This window comes from Ralstonia sp. OTU4908, assembly GCF_038440115.1.
Classification (GTDB): Bacteria; Pseudomonadota; Gammaproteobacteria; order Burkholderiales; family Burkholderiaceae; genus Ralstonia; species Ralstonia pickettii.
In genome coordinates this window covers 78,221-95,903 of record NZ_JASATD010000004.1, presented here as the reverse complement: position 1 = coordinate 95,903, position 17,683 = coordinate 78,221, and the positions used below count along the sequence as shown (strand labels likewise).

Genomic DNA, 17,683 nt, shown 5'->3' with positions numbered 1-17,683 from the left:
TGCGCCGCAGCTTTTAAACGCGCAGGTAGTGCTCGCGCTCGCCCAGCCAGCGCTTGAGGTGGGTGTCCACCGCTTCAGGAAAGCGCGCGAGCATCGCGTCCGCCGCACCCTGCGCGAACTCAACGAGCCACGCATCGTGGTTCAGATCGGCAAAACGCAGCATCGCTTCGCCTGATTGCCGCGCGCCGAGGAATTCACCGGGCCCGCGGATCTCCAGATCGCGTCGGGCGATCTCGAAACCATCGGTGGTCTCGCGCATGGTCTGCAGGCGCTGCTTGGCCGTCGGCGACAGCGGCGCCTGGTACAGCAGCACGCACACGGATTCCGCTGTGCCGCGCCCCACCCGCCCGCGTAGCTGGTGCAGCTGCGCAAGACCAAAGCGCTCGGCGTGCTCGATCACCATCAACGAGGCATTGGGCACGTCCACACCCACCTCGATAACGGTCGTGGCGACCAGCACGTGCAGGCCGCCGCCGGCGAAGGCGCTCATCACGGCGGCCTTCTCGGCGGATGGCAGGCGTCCGTGCACAAGACCGACCTTCAGTCCTAGCAGACTTTGCGACAGCGTCTCGAAGGTTTCAACGGCGGTCTGCAATTGCAGCGCTTCGCTTTCCTCGATCAGCGGGCAAACCCAGTAGACCTGTCGCCCCTCGCGTGCCGCGGCGTAGATGCGTTCGATCACTTCGTCGCGCCGCGCATCGTTCACCAGGCGCGTGACGATGGGCGTGCGCCCGGGCGGCAACTCGTCGATGGCGGAGACGTCGAGGTCGGCGTAGTACGTCATCGCGAGCGTGCGCGGGATCGGCGTGGCGGACATCATCAGCTGGTGCGGCACCTGGGCGTTGGCGGCAGGTGCATCGCCGTTGCTTGCCTTGCCGCGCAGGGCAAGCCGCTGTGCCACGCCAAATCGATGCTGCTCATCCACCACCGCCAGGCCGAGGCGCGCGAACGTAACCGCATCCTGGATCAGCGCGTGGGTGCCAATCACGAGTTGCGCGGTGCCGGCGGCCACACGCGCAGCCGCTTCGTCCTTCTGCTTGCGCTTGAGGCTGCCAGCCAGCCAGACGATGTCCACACCCAGCGGTTCCAGCCATGCGGAAAGCTTGCGGTAGTGCTGCTCGGCCAGGAGTTCGGTCGGCGCCATCAGCGCAGCCTGCCAGCCGGCATCGATGGCCTGGCAGGCCGCCAGCGCCGCAATGACGGTCTTGCCGCTGCCCACGTCGCCCTGGAGCAACCGCTGCATCGGGTACGGGTGTGCGAGGTCGGCGCGGATCTCATCCCACACGCGGGCCTGCGCGCCGGTCAGCTTGAACGGCAGCGCATTCATGAACCGCGCGAGCAGCCCATCCTTGCCGCTGTCGCGCAGGATGGGCGCGTTGCGCATGCGGCGCGCGGCCTGCGCCCGCTTGAGCGACAGCTGCTGCGACAGCAGTTCATCGAACTTGATGCGCAGCCACGCCGGGTGCGTGCGCTCGACGAGGCTGTGCTCGTCGACATCGGGACTCGGCTGATGCAGCAGGCGCACGGCGTCGGCGGGCGTCATCAACTTGAGCGGGGCGAGCGGACCGGTGATGAGGCTGTTCGGCAGCGTTTCCGGCAGCGGCGTACGCGCAAGTGCGTTCAGGATCGCCTTGCGCAAATAGGCCTGCGCCACGCCAGCGGTGCTCGGATACACCGGTGTCAGACGGTCGGGCAGCGGTTCATCCTCTGCCACCGCGCGCACGGTCGGGTGCACCATCTCGGCGCCGAAGAAACCACCGCGCACTTCGCCGCGCACACGCAGGCGCACGCCCTCGGCCATCTGCTTGACTTGGCTGCCGTAAAAGTTGAGAAAGCGTAGAACCAGCTCGCCCGAGTCATCGGCGATATGCACGACGAGTTGCCGGCGCGGCCGGAACGCCACTTCATTGCGCGTGACCGTGCCTTCCACCTGCGCGGCCCAGCCGGTATTGGCCCGCGCCGTAGCTTCGGCAATGGTCAGGAGCGTGGTCTCGTCCTCATAGCGCATCGGCAGATGCAAGACGAGATCGACATCGCGATGCAGGCCCAGCTTGGCGAGTTTGTCGGCCGGGCGGGCCGATTTTGCCGTGGCCTTGGCCGCTTTATCTGCCGTGGCCGCGCGCTTTGGCTTGGGCGCCGCCGCAGTATCAGCGTCGGGCATAGGAGCAGCATCAGTGGCGGAACGGGCGCGAGACGGCACAGGACGTTTACAATGGCGAACTTTGCGAGTCGCCCGATTGTACCGGCGCACGCCACCATCACTTGGCGCAATCCACGTCTGCGCCACTTTTCATGCTGACGCTGTCCGATTTCGATTTCGATCTGCCGCCTGAGCTGATCGCACAAACCGCCCTGCCCGACCGCACCGCGAGCCGCCTGCTGGCCGTCCGCCGCGCGGGGGATGCCGTGCATTTTGAAGACCGCCAGTTTGCCGACCTGGTCGACTACCTGCGCCCCGGCGACCTGCTGGTTTTCAACGACACCCGTGTCATCAAGGCCCGCTTTTTCGGCCAGAAGGCCAGCGGCGGCAAGGTCGAGGTGCTTGTCGAGCGCCTGCTGGACGAGCACACCGTGCTGGCGCAGATCCGCTCCAGCAAGTCGCCGGTCGAGGGCACCACACTGCGCCTGGCCGACGCCTTTGACGTGACGGTGGGCCCGCGCGCCGAGCCGTTCTTCACGTTGCGCTTTCCGCAGCCGGCGCTGGATCTGATCGAGCAATACGGCCGCCTGCCGCTGCCGCCCTACATCGAGCATGACCCGGACAGCTTCGACGAGACGCGCTACCAGACCGTGTATGCGCGCAACCCGGGCGCCGTGGCGGCACCCACGGCAGGGCTGCATTTCGACGATGCGCTGTTCGCCAAGCTGGACGCCATGGGCATCCAGCGCGGCTTTCTCACGTTGCACGTCGGTGCGGGCACGTTCCAGCCGGTGCGCGTGGAAAACATCGCCGAGCACCGCATGCACAGCGAGTGGTACGAAATTACGGCTGAACTGGCCGAAGCCATTCGGGCCACGCGAGCTGCCGGCGGTCGCATCATCGCGGTCGGCACCACGTCGATGCGGGCGCTTGAATCGGCCGCGCAGCCGGATGGCACGCTCAATGCCTGCAGCGGCGAGACCGACATCTTCATCACCCCCGGCTACCGCTTCCGCGCCGTCGACCTGCTGGTGACGAACTTCCACCTGCCCAAGTCGACCTTGCTGATGCTGGTATCAGCGTTTGCCGGCATGAGCGCCATCCGGGAGGCGTATCAGCACGCCATCGCCCAGCGCTATCGCTTCTTCAGTTACGGCGACGCCATGCTGCTGACGCGCGCCCCAACCGAACCCGGCGACCCCGGCGAAACCCAATCGCTCTGACCATGCTCAAGTACGAACTGCTCACCACCGATGGCCTCGCCCGACGCGGCCGCATGACCCTGAACCACGGCGTGGTCGAAACGCCCATCTTCATGCCGGTGGGCACCTATGGCGCGGTCAAGGCGATGTCCCCGGCGGAGCTGAAGGACATTGGCGCGCAGATCATTCTGGGCAACACGTTCCACCTGTGGCTGCGCCCGGGCCTGGAAGTGATGGACGCGCACAAAGGCCTGCACGGCTTCAACGGCTGGGACAAGCCTGTCCTGACGGATTCCGGTGGTTTTCAGGTGTTTTCACTGGGCGATCTGCGCAAGATCACCGAAGAAGGCGTGACGTTCGCGTCGCCCATCAATGGCGACAAGCTGTTCCTGTCGCCCGAGATCTCGATGCAGATCCAGCGCCGGCTGAACTCGGACATCGTCATGCAGTTCGATGAATGCACGCCTTACAAGATCGGCGACCGCCCGGCAACGGAAGCTGAAGCTGCCGCTTCCATGCGCATGAGCCTGCGCTGGGCACAGCGCTCGCGTAACGAATTCGAGCGCGAACACAATCCGAATGCGCTGTTCGGCATCGTGCAGGGAGGCATGTTCGAGCACCTGCGCGATGAATCGCTGGCCGGCTTGCAAGCGATTGACGCCGATGCGGGCGGCGAAGGTTTCGGCGGCTATGCCATCGGCGGCCTGTCGGTCGGCGAGCCCAAGGAAGACATGATGCGCGTGCTGCAGCACGTGGCGCCGCGTCTGCCGGCCAACAAGCCGCATTACCTGATGGGCGTCGGTACGCCAGAAGACCTGGTGGCGGGCGTCGCCAGCGGCGTCGACATGTTCGACTGCGTAATGCCGACCCGCAACGCGCGCAACGGCTGGCTCTTCACTCGCTTTGGCGACATCAAGATCAAGAACGCGGTACACCGCAACGATCCGCGCCCGCTGGACGAGACCTGCGGCTGCTACACCTGCAGCAATTTCTCGCGCGCCTACCTGCACCACCTGCAGCGCGTGGGCGAGATCCTGGGCGCCCGGCTGAACACGATCCACAACCTCTATTACTACCTGGAACTGATGGCCGAAATGCGCGCCGCCATTGAGTCGCACGGCTTTGCCGCATTCCAGGCGCGCTTTGCCGCAGACCGCGCGCGCGGGGCCCTGTAAGCCGCCTTCGCAGGGCGCCGGGCGCGCCCATTTGCCGCAGCATCGCAATGGTAGAATGTCGGGTCCGATTTTTGACCGATTGACGAACCATTACGGAGTTCTGACGTGTTCCTGATTTCCGACGCTTACGCGCAAACTGCACCGGCAGCTGGTGGTGCCGCGGGTGGCCTGATGAGCTTCCTGCCCATCATCCTGATGTTCGTGGTGCTGTGGTTCATCATGATCCGCCCGCAAATGAAGCGCCAGAAAGAAACCAAGGCGATGCTCGAAGCCCTGGCCAAGGGCGACGAAGTGGTCACCGCCGGCGGCATTCTCGGCAAGGTGAGCAAGGTGGCCGAGCAGTACGTCACCGTGGAAATCGCTGCCAACACCGAAATCACTGTGCAGAAGAGCGCCGTGACGACCGTGCTGCCCAAGGGCACGCTCAAGGCGCTGTAATCGCCCCATCCAGGCGCCGCGCACGATTGCGCCGGCGCCGGAACCCCAGGCAGCGCCTATTCTAAGAATCCGCGCCCGCGCCCCTCGGCGTCGCCTCTCTGCATTCCAAGATGAATCGCTATCCGCTCTGGAAATACATTGTGATCCTGGTGGCGCTTGCCATTGGGTTCCTCTATACGCTGCCGAACTTCTTCGGTGAGGCGCCTGCCGTGCAGGTGTCTTCTGGCAAAGCCACCGTCAAAGTCGACCTGAACGTGCAAAAGCAGGTCGAGAGCCTGCTGGCTGCGGCCAGCATTCGACCCGACGGCGTGTTCTTCGACAACAACGGCACCTCCGCCAGCGTGCGCGTGCGTTTTGCCGACACCGACACGCAGCTCAAGGCCAAGGACATCCTGGCCCGCGGCCTGAACACCGATCAAGCCGATCCGACCTACATCGTGGCGCTGAACCTGCTGCCCGGTTCGCCGCGCTGGTTGAGCGGCGCGCCGTTCTTTGCCAAGCCCATGTTCCTGGGTCTCGATTTGCGCGGTGGCGTGCACTTCCTGCTGCAGGTCGACATGAACGGCGCCGTGACGAAGAAGCTCGACTCGCTTGCCGGCGACATCCGCACGCAACTGCGTGACAAGGGCATTCGACACAGCGGCATCGATCGCAACGGCAACACCATCACGATCAAGTTCAGCACCCCGGACGACGCCGACCGCGCCCGCACGCTGCTGGCCGACTCGACCCGCGAACTGGCCTACACCGTGGACAAGAGCGCCGACAGCGCCACCCTCACCGGCACCTTCACCGCGGCTGCGATGAAGGAAGTGCAGGACAACGCGGTGAAGCAGAACATCGTCACGCTGCACAACCGGGTCAACGAACTCGGCGTGGCTGAACCGGTGATCCAGCAACAGGGCCCGGACCGCATCGTCGTGCAGCTGCCCGGCGTGCAGGACACCGCCAAGGCCAAGGACATCATCGGCCGCACGGCAACGCTGGAAGCGCGCCTGGCCGATCCGAACGCGCCGCTCGTGCCGCGTGCCGGCGATCCGGTACCGCTGGGCGACGAGCTGTTCACGCAAGGGCGCAGCGCTCCCGTCCTGCTGCAGAAGCAGGTGATCTTCACAGGCGATCGCATCACCAGCGCCTCGGCGGGCTTCGACCAAAACCACAATTCGTCGGTCGACATTACGCTCGATGGCCAGGGCGGCCGCATGCTGCGCGATGTCTCGCGTGACAACATCGGCAAGCGCATGGGCATCGTGCTCTTTGAAAAGGGCAAGGGCGAGGTGCTGACGGTGGCAACCATCCAGTCCGAACTGGGTTCGCGCTTCCAGATCACCGGCATGGGCTCGACGGAGGCGGCTTCCGACCTGGCGCTGCTGCTGCGCGCAGGCTCGCTGGCCGCGCCAATGGAAATCATCGAAGAACGCACCATCGGCCCATCGCTGGGTGCCGATAACATCAAGAAAGGCTTCGATTCGGCGCTGTACGGCTTCCTCGCCATCTCGGTGTTCATGGTGCTGTACTACATGCTGTTCGGCGCGTTCTCGGTGGCGGCCCTGGGCGTCAACGTGTTCCTGCTGATCGCACTGCTCTCCATGCTGCAGGCCACGCTCACGCTGCCGGGTATCGCGGCCATCGCGCTGGCGCTGGGTATGGCCATTGACGCCAACGTGCTGATCAACGAGCGCGTGCGTGAAGAGCTGCGCGGCGGCGCATCCGCGCAGATGGCCATCGCCGCCGGTTTCGACCGCGCCTGGGCGACCATCCTCGATTCGAACGTGACGACGCTCATTGCCGGCCTGGCGCTGATCGCCTTCGGTTCGGGCCCGGTACGTGGCTTCGCGATCGTGCACTGCCTGGGGATCGGCACGTCCATGTTCTCGGCGGTGTTCTTCAACCGCGGCCTCGTGAACCTCTGGTACGGCCGCAAGAAGAAGCTGCAGAGCGTCGCCATCGGGCAGGTGTGGAAGCCGGGCAATACGAACACGGAATCGCCCGCCAAGTAATCACGCCACCCACCACGAATCTCGCATAACCGGCACCGCCCCACACGAAGGGGCGGTCGCCACAAAGGGCAGACCATGGAGTTTTTCCGCATCCGCCGCGACATTCCGTTCATGAAGCACGCGTTGATTCTTAACGCGCTGTCGTTCCTGACGTTTATCGCCGCTGTCTTCTTCCTGTTCCACAAGGGGCTGCACCTGTCGGTGGAGTTCACCGGCGGTACGGTGATGGAAGTCGCTTACACCCAGGCCGCCGATCTGCCGAAGATCCGCGGCGACGTTGAGAAGCTCGGCTATGCCGATGCGCAGGTGCAGAACTTCGGCACCTCGCGCGACGTGATGATCCGTCTGCCGCTCAAGACCGGCCCGGACGGCAAGCCCATCGCCTCGGCCGTGCAAAGCCAGCAGGTGATGACAGCCCTGAACGCAGTGAACCCCGACGCCAAGCTGCAGCGCGTTGAGTTCGTCGGCCCGCAAGTGGGCAAGGAGCTCGCCACCGACGGCCTGCTGGCGCTGCTGTTCGTGGTGGTCGGCATCGTGATCTACCTGTCGATCCGCTTCGAATGGAAGTTTGCCGTTGCGGGCGTGATCGCCAACCTGCACGACGTCGTGATCATCCTGGGCTTCTTCGCCTTCTTCCAGTGGGAGTTTTCGCTGTCGGTGCTGGCGGGGGTGCTGGCCGTGCTGGGCTATTCGGTCAACGAATCCGTGGTGATTTTCGACCGGATCCGCGAAGCGTTCCGCAAGTACCGCAAGATGAACACGCACGAGGTGATCGATCACGCGATTACCAGCACCATCTCGCGCACGATCATCACACACGGCTCGACCGAAATGATGGTGGTGTCGATGCTGGTGTTCGGCGGCCCGACGCTGCACTACTTTGCCGTGGCCCTGACGATCGGTATTCTGTTCGGCATCTACTCGTCGGTGTTCGTGGCCGCTGCGCTGTGCATGTGGCTCGGCGTCAAGCGTGAAGACCTGGTCAAGGCCGAGAAGAAGGTTGGTGGCCCGAAGGAAGACGATCCGAACTTCGGCGCGCAGGTCTGAAGACCTTGCTTCGCATCGCCCTGAGAGCGCATTCTCGGGCAACAAAAAGCCCCGCGGTTGCGGGGCTCTTTCTTTGGTTGTAGCGGCTGCGTGGCTTATTGCTGCGCGACGCTGGCGTCTTGCTTGACGCCTTCCACCTGGATCTTCAGCTTGGTTTCCATGTTGAAACCGTAGGCCTTGCCGTAATCGACGCCGAAGTCATCGCGCTTGAAGGTCATCTCGGCATCGGCGCCGCAGACTTCACGCTTGAGCATCGGATGCTGAATGCACTTGAACGCGTCGATTTGCAGCTTGGCGGGCTTGGTCACGCCGTGCAGCGTCAGTTGGCCTTCGGCTTCGGTCGGCACGTCGCCCTTGAACTTCGTGAAGTTGCCCTTGAACGTGGCGGTCGGGTACTTGGTCACGTCGAAGATCTCGGCGCTCTTGGCGTGCTCGTTCATCTTGGCAAGACCGAAGTCAATGCTGTCGGTCTGCACGGTCACGTCGATGCTGCCGGTCTTGGCGGCGCGATCCAGCGTCACAGTGCCGCTGGACTTTTCGAACTTGCCGCGCCACTTCGACAGACCGCCCATGTGGTCGGCTTCAAAGCTCGGGTACGTATGGCTCGGGTCGAGCTGGTACGTAGCGGGGGCAGCAAATGCGGCGGTGGCAGCAACGGCCGACAATGCGGCAACGAGGGTACGCAATTTCATGAAAACTCCTGCGAAATAAAGGCGGCAAACGAGGGCCGGGAAAACGTTGGGATGAGACTACCGATTACTTCTTGGCGATGACGACGCGGAACTTGATCGTCACGTCGTCGGAGACGACCGACGTGTCTTTCCATTCACCGTCACCTACCTTGAATGCATTGCGCTTGACCGGGAATGCGCCTTCAAAGACCTGATTGGCGCCTTCTTGCTTGAACGTGACGGGTGCGGTGACATCCTGCGTGATGCCCTTGATGGTCAGCTTACCGACCACGTCCACCTTGCCGCCCGCACCGGGCTCGAACGTCGACGACACGAACGTGGCCTTCGGGTACTTGGCGGTGTCGAACCAGTCCTTCTTCTTCAGTTCGTCGTTGTATTCCTTGCTGCCCACGTCGACGCTGGTGACATCGATATCGACCTTCGCCGTCGAGGCCGCCACGTTGGCCGGGTTGTAATTGACGGCAGCATCGAACTTGCCGAACTTGATATCCATCGGTACACCGAGTTGCTTGCCGGTGGCGGTGACGCTGCTCTTGGCAGCATCCACCTGGGCAATGGCCGATACCGATACGGCAGCGATCGACAGCGCGCCGGCTGCAACCAGGGCGATGGCGCGGGGGCGCACAACACGTTTCATCATCAGACTCCTTCAGTCAGGCCGGGTCATGCCGGCAGTCTTGGTCGGGACGGACAGGCGGGCGCACCGGCACGCACCGTGCACCCACGCATTTGGAAATCAGCGGAGGAAAGGCACCATGCGACGCAGCGTGCCATCACGATCGACGACGTGATGCTTGAGCGCAGCCAGGATGTGCACCACGACGATGGCCGCCATGGTCCAGTTCAGCCATTCGTGCGCGATGCCGAAGATGTCTTTCAGCGCGTCGCTCTTGTCGAATGGCATCGGCAGCTCCCACAGGCCAAGATAGACAACCTTGACGCCGGCCGCGACGCTGAGCAGATAGCCGGTCAGCGGCACCGCGAGAATCAACAGATACAACCCGATGTGCGCGGCTTCCGCGGCGGCGTGCTGCCACTTCGGCATACCTTGCACGGGGGCCGGCGCGGGATGGGTCAAGCGCCACAGCACGCGCAGCACCGCAAAGATCAGCACCGTGATGCCGATCCATTTGTGATACGAGAACAGTTTCAGTTTGGTGGGCGTAAAGCCCGGGATATCGGTCATGTACAGACCGAGCCCGAAGGCCGCGAAGATCAGCAGCGCGATGATCCAGTGCATCGCAATCGCCGGCTTGGTATAGGCGCCGTGGTCAGGGGCGCCGCGCATGGCGGGATTCGAGTGGGCGGCTTGTGACATCGGTTCCCTCGGTATTTTGGAGCGCTCAGTTGGCGGCGCCTGCGGGTAAGACCACGGCGCCAAACGATTGTGCATTATTTGCGCGATCCGACTGGTCAAGTCAGCGCGAAGTTCACCAAGCGATTCAAATTTTTTGATTGATCAGGCAGCCTTCACAGGATGGCGCGGCAGAGCGTTCTACGGAGCGCACCAAACAAAACGGCCCACCCTCGGATTCGAGAGTGGGCCGTTCCTCAGAAGGCACCACCAAATTTTTGCAACAATCAGGCGATACGGCGGGCCAGCTCCTCAGCCTTGCCGATGTAGCTGGCCGGCGTCATGTCCAACAGCAGCTTGCGGGCGTCTTCGGGAATCGCCAGCGTGCCAATGAACTCACGCAGCGCTTCGCGCGAAATGCCCTTGCCGCGCGTCAGTTCCTTGAGCTGCTCGTACGGGTTGGCGATGCCGTAGCGACGCATCACGGTCTGCACCGGCTCGGCCAGCACTTCCCAGCAGGCATCCAGGTCTTCCGCGAGGCGTGCGGGGTTCGTTTCCAGCTTGCCGAGGCCGCGCAGGCAGGCGTCGTAGGCGAGCAGGCTATAGCCGAACGCCACGCCGATATTGCGCAGCACGGTCGAGTCCGTCAGGTCGCGCTGCCAGCGCGACACGGGCAGCTTTTCCGACAGGTGGCGCAGCACCGCGTTGGCCAGACCAACGTTGCCTTCGGAATTTTCAAAGTCGATCGGGTTGACCTTGTGCGGCATGGTGGACGAGCCAATCTCGCCTGCCTTGGTCTTCTGCTTGAAGTAGCCCTGCGAGATGTAGCCCCAGACGTCGCGGTCCAGATCCAGGATGATCGTGTTGGCGCGCGCCACGGCATCAAATAGCTCGGCCATGTAGTCGTGCGGTTCGATCTGGATGGTGTACGGGTTGAACGTCAGGCCCAGGCGCGTCTCGATCACGTTCTTCGAGAAGGCTTCCCAGTCCAGCGACGGATACGCGGACAGGTGCGCGTTGTAGTTGCCCACGGCGCCGTTCATCTTGCCCAGCAGTTCAACGGCTTCGATGCGGCGGATGGCACGGTCCAGGCGGGCGGCCACGTTGGCCATTTCCTTGCCCAGCGTGGTCGGGCTGGCCGGCTGGCCGTGCGTGCGGGACAGCATCGGCACGTCGGCGTTGGCATGCGCCAGCTCCACCAGGCGAGCCTGAACGCGGCGCAGCGTCGGCACGATCACCGTGTCGCGGGCGCCCTTGAGCATCATGCCGTGCGACGTGTTGTTGATGTCTTCCGACGTGCAGGCGAAGTGGATGAATTCGCTGGCGGCTTCCAGCTCGGCGTTGCCGCGCACGCGCTCCTTCATCCAGTACTCAACGGCCTTCACGTCGTGGTTGGTGACGGCTTCGATTTCTTTGATACGGGCGGCGTCTGCCTCGGCAAAGTTCTCGACCAGCGCCAGCAGTGCGCCCTCGGCAGCAGCCGAGAAACGCGGGACCTCGGCCAGCCCGGCCTGCGACAAGGCGATCAGCCAGTGCACCTCCACCTTCACGCGGTTGCGCATGAAAGCGGCTTCCGACAGCCACTCGCGCAGCGGATCGGCCTTGGCAGCGTAGCGGCCATCGATGGGAGACAGAGCGGTCAGGGCGGAAAGCGACGACATGGCAGGCGGGAAAAAATGTGAAGGGAATCTCAATCCGGACAACCCGGACGCGGCATTGCGCGTTGAACCAAGGTGCATACGCGCACCCAAGCGAGCCCGCGATTTTACCACCCGGCACCTGCCTTTCACGGCCAATCCGGCCTAAAGCAAGCCTCCGTTTGGTTGAGTTGGGCTCAGGCGCCGCCCAACGCACTCGGGGAAGTGCGCGGCTATACTTCCGCCTCCAACATGACAAGCCTATGAAACTGATCGGATCGCACGCCAGCCCGTACACCCGCAAGGTGCGCGTGGTCCTGGCTGAAAAGAAAATCGACTACCAGTTCGTGCTGGAAGACGTGTGGAGCGCAGCTACGCAGATCCACCAGTTCAACCCGCTCGGCAAGGTCCCCTGCCTGGTGATGGACGACGGCGGCGCCCTGTTCGACTCGCGCGTGATTGCCGAATACGCGGATACGCTATCGCCGGTGGCGCGCCTCATTCCGCCATCGAGCCGTGAACGCGTGGAGGTGCGCTGCTGGGAGGCGCTGGCCGACGGCCTGCTCGACGCTGCGCTCATGCTGCGCATCGAACACACGCAGCGTACGCCGGAACAACGCAGTGAAACGTGGCTCGCGCGCCAGAGCCACAAGATCGATCAGGCCCTGCAGGCCATGTCACAAGGCCTGGCCGACAAGACCTGGTGCAACGGAAACCATCTGACGCTGGCCGACATCGCGGTCGGCTGCGCGCTTGCCTACCTGGATTTCCGCCAGCCGCAGATCGACTGGCGCGAGCGTCACGCGAACCTCGCCACGTTCTACGCGCGCATTGAAAAGCGGCCGAGTTTCATGGAAACCCAGCCGCAATAATCCAAGGCAATTGTCCAGCGTTACACGGCCACGGGATCAAACCTTTCGGCCCGGGCCATCGGCCAGTAGCGTTCATAGAGTTGATAGCGGTACCGCCCGGCCAGCAGATCGCCGGGTTCCAGATACTTGAGCAGCGTGGACAGCAACTGCACCTCGTTGCCAGACACGCGCCGCACGATATGGTGCGCGCGGAAATCCGCAGGATGCTGCAAGCCCGCCGCCTGCGTCAGTTCCAGCAGCGCATGCAGCGTGTGCGTGTGATATTGATGCACGCGTTCCGCTTTGTCGGGCACAACCAGCGCTTTCTGGCGAGACGGGTCCTGTGTCGCCACGCCGGTCGGGCAACGGTCGGTGTGGCACTTCTGCGCCTGGATGCAGCCCAGCGCGAACATGAAGCCACGCGCAGCGTTGCACCAGTCGGCACCCATTGCCAGCGTGCGAGCCACATCGAACGCCGTGACGATCTTGCCCGACGCACCAATCTTGATCTTGTCGCGCAGATTGGTACCCACCAGCGTGTTGTGCACCAGCAGCAGCCCTTCCTGCAGCGGCGTGCCGACGTGGTCGGTAAATTCCAGCGGAGCCGCGCCCGTACCGCCCTCCGCGCCGTCGACAACGATGAAATCCGGCAGGATGCCCGAGTCCAGCATTGCCTTGACGATGCCGAAGAACTCCCACGGATGGCCGATGCACAGCTTGAAGCCGGTCGGCTTGCCGCCCGACAGCGTACGCAGGCGATCCACAAACTGCAGCAAACCCAGCGGCGAGTTGAACTCCGAATGCGCGGCCGGCGAGATGCAGTCCTTGCCGATCTGGATGCCGCGCGTGGCGGCAATTTCGGGCGTCACCTTGGCGGCAGGCAGGACGCCACCGTGCCCCGGCTTGGCGCCCTGAGACAGCTTTACCTCGATCATCTTCACCTGGGGGCGGCGCGCCTGTTCGGCAAAGAGGTCCGGATCAAAGCGGCCATTGGCGTCACGGCAGCCGAAGTAGCCGGAGGCGACTTCCCAGATCAGGTCGCCGCCTTCTTCGCGGTGGTACGGCGAGATCGAACCCTCGCCCGTGTCGTGGATGAAGTTGCCGAGTTTGGCACCGCGGTTGAGCGCGCGAATGGCATTGCCCGACAGCGCCCCGAAGCTCATCGCCGAGATGTTGAACACCGACATCGAATACGGCTTGGCGCGGCCCTCGCCGACCATCACGCGGAAATCCGACGAGGCAATGCGCGTTGGCGCCAGCGAATGGCCGATCCATTCGTGACCGGCCACCTTTACGTCGACTTCCGTGCCGAACGGACGGCTATCGACCTCACCTTTGGCGCGCTGATAAACGATGCTGCGCTGGGCGCGCGAGAACGGCTTTTCGTCGGTGTCGTCTTCAACGAAATACTGGCGGATTTCCGGACGAATAAACTCGAACAGGAAGCGGAAATGGCCCCAGAGCGGGTAGTTGCGCAACACCGAGTGACGCGTCTGCGTGACGTCGTGCACGCCCAGGATGACGAACATGCCCGGAACGACCGCGCACACCCAATGCAGGCGCCCCGCTACCGCAAACCCGGCGGTGACGGCAAACAACAGCACAACGCCCGCAAAGGCCCAGTAACGACGTGGCAGCATGACCAACCCTGTGGAGACGAATCAGGGCGCAAGCTTAAACGAGTGCCGCAACAGCCGCAGCCACCACAACGCAGTGTTGCGAAAACCGCTTAGGCGATCGCCTTTTCGACGACAGCCGGCTCAGCTGCCGAAATAATGCCGCCGCCCAGGCAGACCTCGCCGTCGTACAGCACGGCGGACTGGCCTGGCGTGACAGCCCACTGCGCCTCAGGGAAGGCCAGCGTGAGCGCGCCATCGCCCGCGCGTGCGACCGTGCAAGGCGCATCCGCCTGGCGATAACGCGTCTTGGCCCCAAGGTCGGTGCCCTCGACCGGAGCTTGGCCAGCCACCCAACTCAAATCATCGGCGTGTACCGTATGCGCCAGCAGCCACGGGTGGTCGTGCCCCTGCACGACGTACAACGTATTGGCCGCCATGTCCTTGCGCGCCACGTACCAGGCGTCGCCGTTACCGTCGCGACTGCCGCCGATGCCGATGCCCTTGCGCTGTCCCAGCGTGTAGAACGCCAGGCCGATGTGTTCGCCGATGGTCTTGCCGTCGGGCGTCTTGATCGGGCCGGGCTTGGTCGGCAGGTAGCGATTCAGGAAATCGCGGAACGGCCGCTCGCCGATAAAACAGATCCCCGTGGAATCCTTCTTCTTGGCGTTGGGCAGACCGATCTCGGCGGCGATTTCCCGCACCTTCGTCTTCGGCATCTCGCCCAGCGGGAAGAGCGTGCGCGAGAGCTGCGCCTGGTTCAGGCGGTGCAGGAAGTAGCTTTGGTCTTTCGTGTGATCGAACGCCTTCAGCAGCTCGAAACGGCCGTCGACCTCGCGCACGCGAGCGTAATGCCCGGTCGCAATCGTGTCGGCGCCAAGCGCCATCGCGTGGTCGAGGAAGGCCTTGAACTTGATCTCGGCGTTGCAGAGCACGTCGGGATTGGGCGTGCGGCCGGCGGAGTATTCGCGCAGGAAGTCCGCAAACACGCGGTCTTTGTACTCGGCGGCAAAGTTGACGGCTTCGACGTCGACGCCGATCAGGTCGGCCACCGACACCACGTCGATCCAGTCCTGCCGGGTCGAGCAGTATTCGCTGTCGTCATCGTCTTCCCAGTTCTTCATGAACAAGCCGACGACGTCATAGCCCTGCTGCTTGAGTAGCCACGCCGTGACAGACGAATCCACCCCGCCGGACATCCCAACGACGATGCGCTTCTTGCTCATAGCTGCGCTCCCAGCCCGTACACGCTGGCGTGCGTATGGAGGACGTCGAGCGGGTAGCGCTTGCCGGCCAGGTAGTCTTCAACGCACGCGAGCAACAACGGGCTGCGATGGCGCTCGCGGCTGGCGCGAATTTCATCCGGCGTCATCCAGACAGTGCGAACGATGCCGTCGTCCAGCGTGCGGCGCGGATCTTGGGGGCCAAGCTCGCCCGTAAATGCCATCCGGACGTAGGTGACCGGATCCCCTTGCGGCGGTTGGAACTGCGCCATGTAGCAGCCCAGGAAGGCGGTCGGCACAAAGCTGTACGCGGTTTCTTCCAGCGCCTCGCGTGCGACGGCATCGACCAGGCTTTCGTCCGGGTCGAGATGGCCGGCAGGCTGGTTCAGGCGCAAGCCGACGTCGGTGTGCTCCTCAACCAGCAGAAAGCGCCCATCTTGTTCAATGACGGCGGCAACAGTTACGCTGGGTTTCCAGCGGACAGCTTGGTTCATGGCAAAAAGGCAACAAAAACAAGGCGTTATTGTAGCGGCAGGCCGCCCTCCCCGCTTGCCCCGGGGCGTTGAAAACGGGCATGGCGCGTCCATCCGTATTTGTGAGCAATTGAGCACACGTTTGCGCAGGATCGGTCCGCATTCCATGTCGGTGTAGATATTCGACATGGCATTCGACGAGCGTCCGTGCGCCAAAAAGTTCGGGTAAGCTGCACGTCGATCCTGATCCAGCGCGCCTTCGTTCACTTCGCGCGCATCCTAAACATAATCAGCGAGGAGAGAACACGATGCACATCGGCATCCCGCAGGAGACGCGGGCGGACGAGACGCGCGTTGCCGCGACCCCGGAAACGGTGAAAAAGTACGTGGCGCTTGGCCATCAGGTGACGGTGCAATCGGGTGCTGGCGTCGCTGCCGCCCAACCTGACGAAGCCTATGTGGCCGCTGGTGCCAGGATCGGCACCGCCGCCGAAGCGCTTGGCGCGCAGATCGTGCTCAAGGTCCGCTCACCGGAAGCGGCCGAACTGGCGCAGATGCAGCCGGGCGCGGTGCTGGTCGGCATGCTCAACCCGTTCGATGACGAAAACACGGCGCGCCTCGCCGCCGCCAACGTCACCGCGTTCGCGCTTGAGGCCGCGCCGCGCACGACGCGTGCGCAAAGCATGGATGTGCTCTCTTCCCAGGCCAACATCGCAGGCTACAAAGCCGTGATGGTGGCGGCCAACCATTACCAGCGCTTCATGCCGATGCTGATGACGGCCGCCGGCACCGTAAAGGCCGCGCGCGTGCTGATCCTGGGCGCGGGTGTGGCCGGGCTGCAGGCCATCGCCACGGCCAAGCGCCTCGGTGCCGTCATTGAGGCATCCGACGTGCGCCCGGCCGTGAAAGAGCAGATCGAATCGCTGGGCGCCAAATTCCTCGACGTACCGTTCCTGACCGACGAAGAGCGCGAGATTGCCCAGGGCGTGGGCGGCTACGCGCGGCCGATGCCGCCCGACTGGATGCGCCGACAGGCTGAACTCGTGCACACCCGCGCAAGTCAGGCCGACATCGTCATCACGACGGCGCTGATCCCGGGCCGTCGCGCGCCGACGCTGCTATCGGAAGCGACCGTGCAGGCGATGAAGCCAGGCTCCGTCGTCGTCGATCTGGCGGCTGCGCAAGGCGGCAACTGCCCGCTGACCGAAGCCGACCGCGTGGTCGTCAAGCACGGCGTCACGCTGGTGGGTTACACCAACCTCGCGTCGATGGTGGCAGCCGACGCCTCTGCCCTCTACGCCCGCAACGTGCTCGATTTCCTCAAGCTGATCATCGACAAGGATGGCGGCCTGAACATCAACCGCGAAGACGACATCGTGGCCGCCTGCCTGCTCAGCCAGGCCGGCCAGGTGGTGCGCGCTCCCGCAGCCACGAGCGCCGCCAAATAAGAACGGAGACGGCGGCCTGCCGGGCGTCACAACCCGGCGTGGCCGCCAGTGGCGATTTCATTTCTGTTTCAAGGAAAGCTTCATGCAACGCAACATGCTTCGCGCCAAGCTGCACCGCGCGACGGTCACACAGGCTGATCTGGACTACGAAGGTTCATGCGGTATTGACGAGGACCTCCTCGACGCCGCCGACATGCGCGAATACGAAAAGATCGAGCTGTACAACGTCAACAATGGCGAGCGTTTCTCCACCTACATCATCAAGGGCAAGCGCGGCTCGGGCGAAATCTCGCTCAACGGTGCCGCAGCGCGCCGCGCGCACGTGGGTGATCTGCTGATCATCTGCACTTACGCGCCGATGAACGAAGAAGAAGTCGCCAGCTACAAGCCCAAGGTCGTGCTGCTGGGCGAGGGCAACAAGATCAAGGCCATCAAGGAAACCTGACG

Annotated in this window: 16 protein-coding genes; 8 read left to right on the top strand and 8 right to left on the bottom strand. The window is 63.8% G+C overall.

The window, feature by feature from the left end; translation table 11 throughout:
- Positions 1–13: 13 nt before the first annotated feature.
- Positions 14–2,161 (bottom strand): ATP-dependent DNA helicase RecG, encoded by a 2,148-nt coding sequence (gene recG / locus AAHM38_RS05345; RefSeq protein WP_012762868.1) that lies wholly within the window; start codon positions 2,159–2,161, stop codon positions 14–16.
- 131 nt (positions 2,162–2,292) lie between these two features.
- On the opposite strand from recG, the gene queA reads away from it, so the two are divergent.
- The 5 genes from queA (at position 2,293) to secF (ending at position 8,002) form a co-directional block, all read left to right on the top strand.
- Positions 2,293–3,363 (top strand): tRNA preQ1(34) S-adenosylmethionine ribosyltransferase-isomerase QueA, encoded by a 1,071-nt coding sequence (gene queA, locus AAHM38_RS05340; RefSeq protein ID WP_012762869.1) that lies wholly within the window; start codon positions 2,293–2,295, stop codon positions 3,361–3,363.
- A 2-nt stretch (positions 3,364–3,365) separates the two neighbouring features.
- Complete coding sequence (tgt, locus tag AAHM38_RS05335; protein ID WP_012762870.1) at positions 3,366–4,517, top strand: tRNA guanosine(34) transglycosylase Tgt; 1,152 nt, start codon at positions 3,366–3,368, stop codon at positions 4,515–4,517.
- Positions 4,518–4,622: 105 nt separating this feature from the next.
- Positions 4,623–4,955 carry a preprotein translocase subunit YajC gene (gene yajC / locus AAHM38_RS05330; RefSeq protein ID WP_004632835.1) on the top strand — a complete coding sequence of 111 codons (333 nt, stop codon included), beginning with the start codon at positions 4,623–4,625 and terminating at the stop codon, positions 4,953–4,955.
- A gap of 110 nt (positions 4,956–5,065) precedes the next feature.
- The gene (gene secD / locus AAHM38_RS05325) at positions 5,066–6,955 is read left to right on the top strand and encodes a protein translocase subunit SecD (RefSeq protein WP_012762871.1); all 1,890 of its coding nucleotides are present in this window, start codon (positions 5,066–5,068) and stop codon (positions 6,953–6,955) included.
- Positions 6,956–7,030: 75 nt separating this feature from the next.
- The gene (secF, locus tag AAHM38_RS05320; protein WP_012762872.1) at positions 7,031–8,002 is read left to right on the top strand and encodes a protein translocase subunit SecF; all 972 of its coding nucleotides are present in this window, start codon (positions 7,031–7,033) and stop codon (positions 8,000–8,002) included.
- Between the two features lie 95 nt (positions 8,003–8,097).
- On the opposite strand, the gene AAHM38_RS05315 is transcribed toward secF, so the two are convergent.
- From AAHM38_RS05315 to purB, 4 genes are all read right to left on the bottom strand, one after another.
- Positions 8,098–8,694 carry a YceI family protein gene (locus tag AAHM38_RS05315; RefSeq protein WP_012762873.1) on the bottom strand — a complete coding sequence of 199 codons (597 nt, stop codon included), beginning with the start codon at positions 8,692–8,694 and terminating at the stop codon, positions 8,098–8,100.
- 64 nt (positions 8,695–8,758) lie between these two features.
- Complete coding sequence (locus AAHM38_RS05310) at positions 8,759–9,331, bottom strand: YceI family protein (RefSeq protein ID WP_012762874.1); 573 nt, start codon at positions 9,329–9,331, stop codon at positions 8,759–8,761.
- Positions 9,332–9,430: 99 nt separating this feature from the next.
- Positions 9,431–10,012 (bottom strand): cytochrome b, encoded by a 582-nt coding sequence (locus tag AAHM38_RS05305; protein ID WP_012762875.1) that lies wholly within the window; start codon positions 10,010–10,012, stop codon positions 9,431–9,433.
- A 263-nt stretch (positions 10,013–10,275) separates the two neighbouring features.
- Positions 10,276–11,649 carry an adenylosuccinate lyase gene (gene purB / locus AAHM38_RS05300; protein ID WP_009241487.1) on the bottom strand — a complete coding sequence of 458 codons (1,374 nt, stop codon included), beginning with the start codon at positions 11,647–11,649 and terminating at the stop codon, positions 10,276–10,278.
- Positions 11,650–11,888: 239 nt separating this feature from the next.
- Here purB and AAHM38_RS05295 point away from each other — a divergent pair, with 239 nt between their 5' ends.
- The gene (locus tag AAHM38_RS05295) at positions 11,889–12,497 is read left to right on the top strand and encodes a glutathione S-transferase (protein ID WP_012762876.1); all 609 of its coding nucleotides are present in this window, start codon (positions 11,889–11,891) and stop codon (positions 12,495–12,497) included.
- 20 nt (positions 12,498–12,517) lie between these two features.
- Here the strand turns inward: AAHM38_RS05295 and AAHM38_RS05290 are convergent, their stop codons facing one another.
- The 3 genes from AAHM38_RS05290 to AAHM38_RS05280 form a co-directional block, all read right to left on the bottom strand.
- Positions 12,518–14,116 (bottom strand): FMN-binding glutamate synthase family protein, encoded by a 1,599-nt coding sequence (locus tag AAHM38_RS05290; RefSeq protein WP_012762877.1) that lies wholly within the window; start codon positions 14,114–14,116, stop codon positions 12,518–12,520.
- Positions 14,117–14,205: 89 nt separating this feature from the next.
- A complete protein-coding gene (gene mnmA, locus AAHM38_RS05285) occupies positions 14,206–15,318 on the bottom strand; it encodes a tRNA 2-thiouridine(34) synthase MnmA (RefSeq protein WP_012762878.1) in 1,113 nt (370 codons plus the stop codon).
- Positions 15,315–15,809: an NUDIX hydrolase gene (locus AAHM38_RS05280; RefSeq protein ID WP_009241491.1), complete on the bottom strand. Its 495-nt coding sequence runs from the start codon at positions 15,807–15,809 to the stop codon at positions 15,315–15,317. Before AAHM38_RS05280 ends, mnmA begins: the two co-directional genes overlap by 4 nt.
- Before the next feature lie 287 nt (positions 15,810–16,096).
- On the opposite strand from AAHM38_RS05280, the gene AAHM38_RS05275 reads away from it, so the two are divergent.
- Both AAHM38_RS05275 and panD read left to right on the top strand, forming a co-directional pair.
- Positions 16,097–17,236 (top strand): Re/Si-specific NAD(P)(+) transhydrogenase subunit alpha, encoded by a 1,140-nt coding sequence (locus tag AAHM38_RS05275; RefSeq protein ID WP_012762879.1) that lies wholly within the window; start codon positions 16,097–16,099, stop codon positions 17,234–17,236.
- An 82-nt stretch (positions 17,237–17,318) separates the two neighbouring features.
- Positions 17,319–17,681, top strand: coding sequence for an aspartate 1-decarboxylase (gene panD / locus AAHM38_RS05270; RefSeq protein WP_009241493.1), 363 nt, complete (start codon positions 17,319–17,321; stop codon positions 17,679–17,681).
- The last annotated feature ends 2 nt before the right edge of the window (positions 17,682–17,683 follow it).

Excerpts from the sequence above, each read along its gene's own strand:
- AAHM38_RS05315 (WP_012762873.1), bottom strand. The coding sequence starts at position 8,694 with ATGAAATTGCGTACCCTCGTTGCCGCATTGTCGGCCGTTGCTGCCACC.
- AAHM38_RS05305 (WP_012762875.1), bottom strand. The coding sequence starts at position 10,012 with ATGTCACAAGCCGCCCACTCGAATCCCGCCATGCGCGGCGCCCCTGAC.
- panD (WP_009241493.1), top strand. The coding sequence starts at position 17,319 with ATGCAACGCAACATGCTTCGCGCCAAGCTGCACCGCGCGACGGTCACA.
- recG (WP_012762868.1), bottom strand. The coding sequence starts at position 2,161 with ATGCCCGACGCTGATACTGCGGCGGCGCCCAAGCCAAAGCGCGCGGCC.
- queA (WP_012762869.1), top strand. The coding sequence starts at position 2,293 with ATGCTGACGCTGTCCGATTTCGATTTCGATCTGCCGCCTGAGCTGATC.
- AAHM38_RS05310 (WP_012762874.1), bottom strand. The coding sequence starts at position 9,331 with ATGAAACGTGTTGTGCGCCCCCGCGCCATCGCCCTGGTTGCAGCCGGC.
- AAHM38_RS05275 (WP_012762879.1), top strand. The coding sequence starts at position 16,097 with ATGCACATCGGCATCCCGCAGGAGACGCGGGCGGACGAGACGCGCGTT.
- AAHM38_RS05280 (WP_009241491.1), bottom strand. The coding sequence starts at position 15,809 with ATGAACCAAGCTGTCCGCTGGAAACCCAGCGTAACTGTTGCCGCCGTC.
- mnmA (WP_012762878.1), bottom strand. The coding sequence starts at position 15,318 with ATGAGCAAGAAGCGCATCGTCGTTGGGATGTCCGGCGGGGTGGATTCG.
- secF (WP_012762872.1), top strand. The coding sequence starts at position 7,031 with ATGGAGTTTTTCCGCATCCGCCGCGACATTCCGTTCATGAAGCACGCG.
- AAHM38_RS05295 (WP_012762876.1), top strand. The coding sequence starts at position 11,889 with ATGAAACTGATCGGATCGCACGCCAGCCCGTACACCCGCAAGGTGCGC.
- secD (WP_012762871.1), top strand. The coding sequence starts at position 5,066 with ATGAATCGCTATCCGCTCTGGAAATACATTGTGATCCTGGTGGCGCTT.
- AAHM38_RS05290 (WP_012762877.1), bottom strand. The coding sequence starts at position 14,116 with ATGCTGCCACGTCGTTACTGGGCCTTTGCGGGCGTTGTGCTGTTGTTT.
- purB (WP_009241487.1), bottom strand. The coding sequence starts at position 11,649 with ATGTCGTCGCTTTCCGCCCTGACCGCTCTGTCTCCCATCGATGGCCGC.
- tgt (WP_012762870.1), top strand. The coding sequence starts at position 3,366 with ATGCTCAAGTACGAACTGCTCACCACCGATGGCCTCGCCCGACGCGGC.